6 protein-coding genes are annotated in these 11638 nt (G+C 73.1%); 5 read left to right on the forward strand and 1 reads right to left on the reverse strand.

The features are described 5' to 3' along the window. The first annotated feature begins 214 nt into the window (after positions 1-214). From leuS to holA, 5 genes are all read left to right on the forward strand, one after another. Positions 215-3115 carry a leucine--tRNA ligase gene (leuS, locus tag ABZ374_RS00650; RefSeq protein WP_360304570.1) on the forward strand — a complete coding sequence of 967 codons (2901 nt, stop codon included), beginning with the start codon at positions 215-217 and terminating at the stop codon, positions 3113-3115. A gap of 303 nt (positions 3116-3418) precedes the next feature. Then, positions 3419-4051, forward strand: a complete 633-nt coding sequence (locus ABZ374_RS00655) for a hypothetical protein (protein WP_360304572.1) — start codon at positions 3419-3421, stop codon at positions 4049-4051. 197 nt (positions 4052-4248) lie between these two features. After that, on the forward strand, positions 4249-5094 hold the full coding sequence (locus tag ABZ374_RS00660; RefSeq protein WP_360304574.1) for a DegV family protein: 846 nt from the start codon (positions 4249-4251) through the stop codon (positions 5092-5094). A 431-nt stretch (positions 5095-5525) separates the two neighbouring features. Beyond that, complete coding sequence (locus ABZ374_RS00665; protein WP_360304576.1) at positions 5526-6218, forward strand: ComEA family DNA-binding protein; 693 nt, start codon at positions 5526-5528, stop codon at positions 6216-6218. A 262-nt stretch (positions 6219-6480) separates the two neighbouring features. Beyond that, positions 6481-10956 carry a DNA polymerase III subunit delta gene (gene holA / locus ABZ374_RS00670; RefSeq protein WP_360304578.1) on the forward strand — a complete coding sequence of 1492 codons (4476 nt, stop codon included), beginning with the start codon at positions 6481-6483 and terminating at the stop codon, positions 10954-10956. Between the two features lie 171 nt (positions 10957-11127). Here the strand turns inward: holA and rpsT are convergent, their stop codons facing one another. Next, positions 11128-11394 carry a 30S ribosomal protein S20 gene (gene rpsT, locus ABZ374_RS00675; protein WP_078977364.1) on the reverse strand — a complete coding sequence of 89 codons (267 nt, stop codon included), beginning with the start codon at positions 11392-11394 and terminating at the stop codon, positions 11128-11130. Positions 11395-11638: the final 244 nt, after the last annotated feature.

Genomic DNA, 11638 nt, shown 5'->3' on the forward strand with positions numbered 1-11638 from the left:
CTCCGGGTCACCTGCGGTAGCCTGAGGCCATGCGTGCCGTACTGCTGCTTACCGGGCCGCGCTGAGCAGACCGGGTGGAGGACCGCTCCCACCCGACTCGGCGCGGCGACCCCTCCTGAGCGAGGGGTCTTTTCGTTTCCAGAAACGGTCGCTTCGCGCAAGCGACGAAACCGGAAGCAGCCGACGGCTGCCCACACCCCGATGGTTGAGGACGATGACCGAGATGACGCAGGGTCCTGCCGGCAACACCGACGCCCCGACCGAGCCCTTCCGCTACAACGCCGTCCTGGCCGGCGACATCGAGGCGCGGTGGCAGGACCGGTGGGAGGCCGACGGCACGTTCGAGGCGCCGAACCCGGCCGGTCCGCTGGCCGAGCCGGAGAAGGTCGCCGGGCGGCCCAAGATGATGGTGATGGACATGTTCCCGTACCCCTCGGGTGTGGGCCTGCATGTCGGACACCCGCTGGGCTTCATCGCGACCGACGTATACGCCCGGTTCAAGCGCATGACCGGGTACAACGTGCTGCACACGCTGGGCTACGACGCGTTCGGCCTGCCCGCCGAGCAGTACGCGGTCCAGACCGGCACACACCCGCGGGTGACCACCGAGGCGAACATCGCCAACATGCGCCGGCAACTGCGCCGGCTGGGCCTGGGCCACGACCAGCGCCGGTCGGTGGCCACCACCGACCCGGCCTACTACCGCTGGACGCAGTGGATCTTCCTGCAGATCTTCAACTCCTGGTACGACCCCGAGGCGCCCGGCGCGGACGGGGGCGTCGGTCGCGCGCGTCCGATCACCGAGCTGGTCGAGCAGTTCGAGAAGGGCGACCGGGCCACCCCGGACGGGCGCGCGTGGGCCGACCTGAGCGCCACCGAGCGTTCGGCGGTGCTGGACGAGTACCGCCTGGCGTACGTGTCGCAGGCCCCGGTCAACTGGGCGCCCGGTCTGGGCACCGTGCTGGCCAACGAGGAGGTCACCGCCGACGGCCGCAGCGAGCGCGGCAACTTCCCCGTGTTCAAGTCCAACCTGCGGCAGTGGATGATGCGGATCACCGCGTACTCCGACCGGCTGCTGGGCGACCTGGACAAGCTGGACTGGCCCGAGCCGATCAAGATCATGCAGCGCAACTGGATCGGCCGATCCGAGGGCGCCAAGGTCTCCTTCGCCACCGACGCGGCGCCGATCGAGGTGTTCACGACCCGGCCCGACACGCTGTTCGGCGCCACCTACATGGTGCTGGCACCCGAGCACGAACTGGTCGACGCGATCGTCGCGGACGCCTGGCCCGAGGGCATCCCGGCGGTGTGGACGGGCGGCGCGGCGACGCCGGCCGAGGCGATCGCGGCCTACCGCCGATTCGCCGGGTCCAAGAGCGACGTCGAGCGGCAGAGCGAGGGCAAGGACAAGACCGGCGTCTTCACCGGCGCCTACGCGATCAACCCGGTCGACGGCGAGCGGGTCCCGGTCTTCATCGCCGACTACGTGCTGATGGGCTACGGCACCGGCGCGATCATGGCGGTGCCCGCGCACGACCACCGCGACTTCGAGTTCGCGCGGGCCTTCGAGCTGCCGATCCGCTGCGTGGTCGAGCCCACCGACGACCGCTCGATCAGCGACACCACCGAGTGGGCCGACGCGTTCGTGTCCTACGACGCGAAGCTGGTGAACAGCTCCGGCGCGGGCATCACGCTGGACGGTCTGGGGGTGGTCGAGGCCAAGAGGACGATCACCGAGTGGCTGGCCGCGCGCGGCATCGGCGAGGGCACGATCAACTTCAAGCTGCGCGACTGGCTGTTCTCCCGGCAGCGTTACTGGGGCGAGCCGTTCCCGATCGTGTTCGACGAGGACGGCGTCGCGCACGCGCTGCCGGACTCGATGCTGCCGGTCGAGCTGCCCGAGATCGACGACTACCGCCCGCGCACCTTCGACCCGGACGACGCGGACACCAAGCCCGAGACGCCGCTGTCGCGCAACGCCGACTGGGTGAACGTCACGCTGGACCTGGGGGACGGGCCCCGGCAGTACCGCCGCGAGACCAACACCATGCCCAACTGGGCCGGTTCGTGCTGGTACGAGCTGCGTTACCTGGACCCGACCAACACCGAGGTGCTGGTCGACCCCGAGGTCGAGAAGTACTGGATGGGCCCGAAGCACGAGGGCCACACCGGCGGCGTGGACCTGTACGTCGGCGGTGTCGAGCACGCGGTGCTGCACCTGCTGTACTCGCGTTTTTGGCACAAGGTGCTGTTCGACCTGGGCCACGTGTCCTCGTCCGAGCCGTTCCACAAGCTGTTCAACCAGGGCTACATCCAGGCGTTCGCGTACAAGGACGAGCGCGGCGTCTACGTCGAGGCGAGCGAGGTCGAGGAGCGGGACGGGAAGTTCTTCCTGGGCGAGCAGGCGGTCAGCCGCGAGTACGGGAAGATGGGCAAGTCGCTGAAGAACTCGGTGACGCCCGACCAGATGGCCGAGGAGTACGGCGCGGACACCCTGCGCCTGTACGAGATGTCGATGGGTCCGCTGGAGATCTCCCGACCGTGGGACACCCGCGCGGTGGTCGGCTCGTACCGCTTCCTGCAGCGGCTGTGGCGCAACATCGTGGACGAGCACACCGGCGCGCCGACCGTGGTCGAGGAGCCGGCCGACGAGGCCACGCTGCGGGCCACCCACAAGGCGATCGACGGCATGCGGCGGGACATGGACGCGCTGCGTTTCAACACCGCCATCGCCAAGGCGATCGAGCTGAACAACACGCTGGTCAAGCTGCCGGCCGTGCCGCGCGAGATCGCCGAGAAACTGGTGCTGATGGTGGCGCCGCTGGTGCCGCACGTGGCCGAGGAGCTGTGGTCCCGGCTGGGGCACGGCGACACGGTCACCTACGAGGCGTTCCCGCAGGCGGATCCGGCCTACCTGGTCGAGGACACGGTCACCTGTGTCGTGCAGATCAAGGGCAAGGTGCGGGCCCGCCTGGAGGTGGCGCCGAGCATCGGCGAGGACGAGCTGAAGGCGCTGGCGCTGGCCGATCCGGTGGTGCTGGCCGCGCTGGACGGGGCCGGCGTGCGGATGGTGATCGTCAAGCCGCCGAAGCTGGTGAACATCGTTCCGGCGTAGGTCGGTCGGTGCGGGTCGGCCGCTCGCTCGGTGAGCGGCCGACCGCGCGCGGGCCGTGCTTCGCGGTGGGCCCGCGTGGCGGGTTCTCGCGGTGTGCGGCGGGGGCGCGCGGTGTGCGGTCGGGCCTTCACGGTGTGCGGGCCGGCTTGCGCGGCGGCCGATTTCCGGACGGTGTCCGGACCGTTTCCGGTCGGTGACGATCGGTCTGGAACGCGGTGTTTTCCGCCGCGTGCGTATCGAAGCCGCCCGGCGGCGTTAGTGTGAGGGGAAACCTTCCGGCCCCGACCAGGCAGGAGACGCCTCGTGGCCCTCGCCGACGTTCCCGCGACCACCGACTCGTTGGCCGATGGCGCCGAGACCTTCGGCGTGGTGCTGGGCGCCGGTGTGCTCGCGTGTCTCGTACTCGTGGGCGTCGTGGTGGGCCTGATCACGATGATGCGGCGGGCGGTGCGCCGCCGGATCGACCGGCACGCGCCCCGGGTCCGCGGCCTCGTGGAGGACGCCACGTCCAAGGCTCGTGCGTATACCCGCACGGGTGATGCGGGCGAGGCGGCGCGCCTGCGCGGGTCGGTGCGGCGCTCGCTGGACCAGACCCGGAGAGTGCTGGAGGCGGGCTACGCACACGACGCGCAGCTCTCCGACGCGGTCGCGCTGTTGCGCCGGCTGGACGAATTCGCCAAGGCGCTGGACACGGACCTCAAGATGGTCGAGCGCGAGCCCGATCGGGACCGGGTCGCCCGCGAGTTGCCCGGCCTCAAGGAGCGCGCGGATCGCATCGAGCATGCCGCGGCCTCGCTGCGGTGGGCCGTTCAGGACCGCGAACGCCACCTGGGCGAGGACGAGTTGGACCGGCTCGGCACGGACGTCGAGCGCGAGGCCGCGGCCCTGCGCGCGTACGCGGACGAGAGCCGATCCGAGAGCAAGCGGTTGACCTGAGCAGCCGCCGGCGGCGGGCCCCGACGACGGGACGCGCCGGCCGCACCCTCGCGCGCGTCACCCGCGCGTCGGGGCGTGGCATGGTGACCGAGATTGAATGTGGTGTCTCGACTCAGCGACCCGACACGGGGTAGTCGAGACACCGACCCCGCCCCCCTGTCGTCTCACATCCGGGTGGTTGCCCGCTCATGCCGACGATGCCCACCGATCTTGCCGTGGTCACCGATTCCACGGCCTATCTGCCCGAGGAGCTCGTGGAGCGGCACCGCCTCGTGGTGGTCCCGCTCAAGGTCGTCCTGCGTGGACGGCCGCTGGACGACGGCATCGAGGCCACGCCCGCCCAACTCACCGACGCGCTGCGTCAGCGCCGAGTGGTGACCACGTCGCGCCCGGCGCCGGAGACGTTCGCCGAGGTCTATCGCGAACTCGCCGAGAAGGGTGCGACGGGCATCGTCTCGATCCACCTCTCCCGCGAACTCTCCGGCACCTACGAGGCCGCGCTGCTCGCGGCGCGGGACGCCGAGGTGCCGGTGCGGGTGGTGGACTCGCGCACGTTGGGCATGGGGATGGGTTTCTCCGTGCTGACCGCGGCGGAGGCGGCGGCGGACGGCGCGTCCCTGGAGGAGGCGGCGATCGCGGCGGAGAAGCGCGCGCAGACCACGTCGGCGCTGTTCTACGTGGACACGCTGGAGTATCTGCGCCGGGGCGGGCGGATCGGGGCGGCGGCGGCGTTCATGGGTACGGCGTTGGCGGTCAAGCCGCTGTTGCATGTGAGCGACGGATTGATCGGGCCGTTGGAGAAGGTTCGTACGGCGACGCGCGCGATCAGTCGGCTGGAGGAGTTGGCGGTGGAGCGGGCGGGGGCCGGGGCGGTCGACATCGCGGTGCATCATCTGGCCAGTCCGGAGCGCGCGGAGGCGTTGGCGGGGCGGCTGCGGGAGCGGGTGGCCGGGCTGGGGGAGTTGTACGTGAGCGAGGTGGGCGCGGTGATCGGGGCGCATGCGGGGCCGGGGTTGTTGGCGGTGGTGGTTTCGCCTCGGTGAGGGGCGGGCGGGGCCGGGTGGGGTGGCGTTGTCGGGGCGGGGTGGGTCACCCACGTGGGTGGGGTTGGTTTCCACAGCCCGGCGGGTTGTGCACAGGGGGCCGCGGTGAGCGGGGGCGGGTGAGCGGGGCGGCCTAGCTTTCGGGCATGCCCGGATCCTCGTTGCCGTTTTCCTCGCCTTCGCCTTCGCCGTCTCCTGTGCCGGACTCGTCCTCCGGACATGCCGCGCCCGGGTTCTCGTCGCCCGGGATGTCGTCTTCGTCGGCCGGAGACTCGTCCGCCGGGTATTCGTTCTCCGGTCGGGCTTCGCCGGGGCGTGCGTCGCCCGGCCGTGCGGCCTCGGCGTTGCCGCGGTCGGGTGCCGAGCGGGTTGCCGCGCTGCTCGGGGCGGGGGAGCCGGAGGGTCCTCGGGGGCCGGATTCCGCGCGGCGGGTGGCCGAGGCGGTCGCGGATCGCCTGCCGGCCCGGTTTCGGGTGGGGGTGGATCGGCGTGCGGTGGCCGCGGTCGCGGTGCTCGCGCTGGTGGCGGTCGCGCTCGCGGTGGGCGGCTGGTGGCGGGCGCGGCCGCAGAGTGTGGCGGCGCCGGCGGCGGTTCCGGTGGGGCAGGCGACGGGGGGTCCGGGGTCGGGCTTCGCGGCGTCGGCCGGTGCGCCGGCTTCGTCGTCGGCTGCCGGGCCGGTGCCTGCGACCGGGCCGATCACGGTGCATGTGGCCGGGAAGGTGGCGCGTCCGGGGGTGGTGTTGTTGCCGCCGGGGGCGCGGGTGGCGGATGCGGTGCAGGCCGCCGGTGGGGCGTTGCCGGCGGCGGACCTGGCCACGTTGAACCTGGCCCGCCCGCTGGCCGACGGCGAACAGGTCCCGGTCGGCGTCCCGGGCGCCCCGGCGCCGGTGCCGGTGGCCTCGACCGGGCCGGGCGGCTCGCCGACTTCGGGCGCGCTCGTCGACATCAACACGGCAACGGCCGAACAACTGGAGCAACTCCCCGGCGTGGGCCCGGTTCTGGCCCGGCAAATCATCGAACAACGCACCCTGCTCGGCCGCTTCGCCACGGTCGACCAACTGCGCCGGATCCGCGGCATCGGCGACCGCAAGTACAGCGACCTGAAGCCGAGGGTCCGGGTATGAGCGGGCCGATCGCGAGCGCGAGCGTGGGCGGGCCGGCGGCCCACTCGACGAGGCGCCGCCGGGACGGCGGGATTCGCTCGCTGCCGGTGGGCGATGTGGTGGGTCCGGGCGGTGGCGGGCGGGGGCGGGCCGGCCCGCTGCCGGGGTGGGCGCCTGGGTCGGGCCTCGGCGGTGTCGGCGCGTCCGTGGGCTCGGGGCGCAAGTGCGACGAAAGGCGTGGCGTGCGGCGGTGCCGGCCCGACCGCGACACGGCCGCGGCCTGATGGCCCATGGCCAGGCGACCGGGGCCGGCCGGCGGGAGCGTTCGGCGGATGCGCGCCTGTTGCCCGGTGCGCTCGCCGTCTGGACGGCGGCGTGGATCGCGCCGCTGGTGCCCCTCCGGGCCACGGTGACGGCGAGCGCAGGCGCGGTCCTGGGCGCCGCCGTGCTCGCGCGGCTGCCCACCGTCCGTCGCCGGGCGACGGTGGCCGTCGTGCTCGTCTGTCTCGCGGCCGGTGGTCTGGTGGCCGGCCTGCGCACCGCCGCCGACCACGCCGGCCCGGTCGCCGCCGCGGCCGGCCGGCAGGCCGAAGCCACCGTCGAGCTGACCGTACGCACCGACCCGGAGCGCCGGGGCACTCGGGTGCGCGGCAGCGAACTCGGTGGGCCACCCACGGTCTTCGCCGCCCGCATCGACCACGTGCGCGTCGCACCCGGCTCCTCGACTCGGACCGACCCGGCGAGCGGAACCGGCCGATCCCTGGGCGCAAGCATCCCGGGTGGTACGCGAGTTCGTACCCCCGTCACCGTCCTGGCCACCGGCCCCGAGGCCGGCTCCTGGCTCGGGCTGTTGCCGAGCACGCCGATCCGCGCCCATGGTCGCCTCGTTCCGGGCAAGGGCGGGCAGGCCCTCCTCCTGGTGCGATCCGCCCCGGAGCGGATCGGTGCTCCGGCAGCCCATCAGCGCTTCGCGGGTCGACTCCGGGCCCACCTGCGCGCGGCCTGCGCGGACCTGCCGCCCGCCGCTCGCGGCCTGCTCCCGGGGCTGGTCGTCGGGGATACCGGCATGCTTCCCGCCGACCTCGAAGCCGACTTCCGGACCACCGAACTCACCCATTTGACCGCAGTGAGCGGCACCAACATCACGATCCTGCTCGGCTTCGTGCTGCTGGTGCTGCGCCGCGGCGGACTGCGCGGTCGGGCGCTGCCGATCACCGGCGCGGTGGCCGTCGCGTGCTTCGTGGTGGTGGCCCGGCCCGAACCCAGCGTGTTGCGGGCCGCGGTGATGGGCCTGGTCACCCTGGCCGCGCTGTACACCGGGCGGCCCCGGCGCGGCCTTCCCGCGCTCGCCGTCGCGGTATTGGGCCTGGTGCTGTTCGATCCGACCCTGGCCCGCTCGTACGCGTTCGCGCTGTCCGTGCTGGCCACGGGGGCGCTGTTGCTGCTCGCGCCGCACTGGGCCGCGCGGCTGTGTGCCCGAGGTTGGCCGAAGTGGGCGGCGGTCCCGGTTGCCGTGCCGCTGGCCGCGCAGGCCGTGTGCGGGCCGCTCGTGGTGAGCTTTGCCGGCCGGGTCGGACTGATGGCCGTACCGTGCAACCTGCTCGCCGAGTTCGCGGTCGCGCCGGCCACGATCCTCGGCTTCGTCGCCCTCGTGCTCGCGCCGGTCTGCCTGCCGCTCGCGCAGGCGGCGGCGTGGTTGGGCTCCTGGCCGATCCGATGGATCGTGACCGTGGCCCACACCGGCGCCGCGCTGCCCGGTGCGGCCGTCACCTGGCCGACCGGCCTCTTCGGCGGCGCGGTGCTCGCCGCGATCACCGTTGCGGCCGTGCCGACGCTGCGCGCGCTGCGTCGGCCGCGGTCCACCCCGTTCGGCGGATCGCGCGCCACGACCGCCGCGTTGCTCGCGCTCCTCGCCGTGGTGCTCCTGCTGCGTCCACCGGCCGTGGTTCGCCCGCTGACCGGCTGGCCGCCCCCGGACTGGCACCTGGTGATGTGCGACGTCGGCCAGGGCGATGCGATCGTGCTCAACGCCGGTCCCGGTACGGGTGTCCTGGTCGACGCCGGCCCGGATCCACGCGCGGTCGACCGCTGCCTGCGCGACCTCGGGATCCGGCGGCTGCCGCTGATCCTGCTCAGCCACTTCCACGCCGACCATGTCGAGGGCCTCCCGGGCGCGTTGCGCGATCGCGCGGTGGGTCTGATCCAGGGCACCTCGGTCCTCGAACCGATGGCCGAGGTCACCCGAGTGCGCCGCTGGGCCACCGCAGCCGGCATCGCGTTGTCCACCCCCACCGACGCCGAACGCCGCAGCCGAGCCGCCCTGACCTGGCAAACCCTCGCCCCACCCCCGACGGCCCTCCGCCTTCGTCCCGGCCCACGCACCCCGAACCCCGGCCCACTCCGAGACGCACCCCTCACCCACCTGCCCGAACCACCACGCCCCGCCGGGACCCCGCCCGTGGTCCCACCTCGACTCGACGCGCCGACCACCCGGCCCCGCGATCCGACCCCCGCCTCGCAACCGAAGCCGCCCCCACCACGGGCGTCGGGCCCGTCGGGCATCCGGAGGCCCGATCAGGCACCTCCTTCGCAGCCCGGGTCGGCCCCACCGACACGACTCGACGCGCCGGCCGGCCCGGGCTGCGACGCATGTTCCGCACCCGCCTCGTCGTTCCCGCCCGGCGTCCGGGCGGCCCACCCCGCCACCCTCGGCCCGGCTTCGTGCCCCTGCCCCGAGGTGTCGTGGTCACCCGATGCGCCGGCCGGATCCGTCGGCGCCCGCAGCCTCCTGTCCGACATGCCGGCCGCTGTCCCGGCCGAGTTCGTTGCCGCCTCGGGCGTCGATGCCGCCCGGCTGCCGTTGTCCGGCCGGCGGACCACCGACTCGGTCGCACCGGCCATCCGCCGGGCCGACGTGTCCGTGCCCGGGGTGTCCGACGCCCGGGTCGGCGGGCCTGCGTTGCCGCCCTCGGGTGTCGGGGTCCCGATCACCGGAGCGGGCGACCTTGCTCCCGGTCGCCCGTGGGCCGGGCCCGGGGCACGGGAGTCGGCGCCGGTTCGGGGGCTGCCGGTGGGGAGCGCGGTGGGTGGATCGGTGGCCAACAACGCGAGTCTCGTGGTGTTGGCCGAGCGGCACGGCGTTCGCATGTTGCTCACCGGGGATGCCGAGATCGAGGCCCAGGAGGCGTTGCGGGACCGGCTGGCCGGGCTCCGGGTGGATGTGCTCAAGGTCGCCCATCACGGTTCCTCGCGCCAGGATCCGGGCCTGGTGCTCGGATTGCATCCACGCCTCGCGCTCGTCTCGGTGGGCAAGGGCAACCCGTACGGCCATCCGTCCCCGTCCGCGCGCGCCCTGGTCGCGGCCACCGGCGCCCGCCTGCTGCGCACCGACACCGACGGCCCGATCGCGGTGACCGGCTCTCCCGCCCACCTCGACGCGGTGGCCCGAGGCCCCGACACCCCGGCACACGCCGACCGCCTTCCCGCTCCGACCCCGGCGGTGGTACCGGCCGTCGCCCCCGGCCCACCACGACCCCGCACACAAGCCCACCCCCGCACCCCGCCCGGCCGGCTCCGACGCGGCGCGGGCGCCGGCCGATGTCGCCCGGTACGACGAGGATCGGGCGTACATCGAGCGCCGCTGCCCGGAGGGCGGTACACGAGCCGCCCATGGCCCTGTTCGGCCCGTCCGGATCGGCTCCGCGCCCCGTCCACATCCCCCGTCCCCGTGCGCCGGCGACGCGGGGGAGGCGTGTCCGTCGGGCGTGGGATGCTTGGTCGGGTGGCCAGGAGAATGCAGGATGATCCGCTCGCGCCGGTGACGCTTGTCGTCGGGGCCGAGGAATTGCTGGTGGATCGGGCGATCGGCGAGGTGGTGCGCGCCGTGCGGGCGCAGGACCCCGACGCCGATGTGCGCGATCTCGCGCCGGGCGCACTGCAGGCGGGGATGTTGTCCGAGTTGGCCAGCCCGTCGTTGTTCGGCGAGCGCAAGGTGATCGTGATCCGGTCCGCGCAGGACCTCGGGACGGACCTGGCCGGCGAGGTCAAGAAGCTGATCGCCGATCCCGCCGACGAGATCGTGCTCGTCCTCGCCCATCTCGGCGGGCCCAAGGGCAAGAACCTCCTGGACGCGGTCCGCAAGGTCGGCGTGCGCGAGGTCACCTGCCCCAAGGTCACCAAGGTCGGCGACCGGGTCGCGTTCGCCCGTTCCGAGTTCCGGATCGCGGGTCGCTCGCTCACCGAGGACGCGTGTCGCACCCTGGTCGAGGCGATCGGCAACGACCTGCGCGAATTGGCGTCCGCGTGCAGCCAGTTGATGGCGGACACCGACGGCGTGGTCGACGAGGAAGTGGTCGCGCGCTACTACAGCGGGGTCGCCGAGGCGTCCAGCTTCACCGTGGCCGACAAGACCGTCGAGGGTCGTACCGCCGAGGCGCTGGAGCAGTTGCGCTGGGCGCTGTCGGTCGGCGTCGCGCCGGTCATGGTCACCAGCGCGCTCGCGCAGAGTGTGCGGCAGATCGCCCGGGTCGGCGCCGCCCCGCGCAACGCCCGGCCGAACGACCTGGCCCGCGACCTGGGCATGCCGCCGTGGAAGGTGGACCGGGTGCGCCAACAACTGCGCGGCTGGACCCCCGACGGCATCGTGCGCGCGCTGTGCGCCGTCGCCGACGCCGACGCGGCGGTCAAGGGCGGCGGCACGGACCCGGCCTATGCGCTGGAGAAGGCCGTCGTGACGGTCTCCACGGTCCGCAACATCTGACGGGAGCACGCCCTGCGCCCACCACGGACAGGCCGCCCACCAGAGGCAGGTCACCTGCCACGAACAGGCCGCCCACCACAAAGGCGCCGCCCCCGGAATCCCGGGGACGGCGCCTTCGAAGTCACTGCGAGCGCAATCGCTCGAATGTCACCCCGTGAAGGGTGCCGCGAATCAGGCCTTGGCCGTCGCGACCCGCTTCGCCAGCGCCGACTTCTTGTTGGCGGCCTGGTTCTTGTGGATGACACCCTTGCTGACGGCCTTGTCGAGCTTGCGGGCCGCGAGACGGGTGAGCGCCTCGGCCTGCTCGACGTTGCCGGCCTCGGCCGCCTCGCGCGCCTTGCGCACGAAGGTCTTGAGCTCCGACTTGACGGCCTTGTTGCGCTGACGCGCAATCTCGTTCGTCTTGTTGCGCTTGATCTGGGACTTGATGTTCGCCACGAAAGAGCCTTCTGAGTACTAGGTCGGGATCCGATCCAGGGAGAGGGCCCGTCCGGACGTTGACTTGCGTGGCAGAGACACGTACGCCACACGCGATCCATCAGATTACCAGTGATCAACGGGTCCACAAACACCCGGACGGCTCACCGCCCCCGAACCCGCGCCGGACGCGACTCGAATCGCCCTCGCCGGCTCCACCAACGCGGCTCACCCATGCCGCATGGGACGATGTGGGGAACACCGG

It is taken from the genome of Embleya sp. NPDC005971 (genome assembly GCF_040629175.1).
Classification (GTDB): domain Bacteria; phylum Actinomycetota; class Actinomycetes; order Streptomycetales; family Streptomycetaceae; genus Embleya.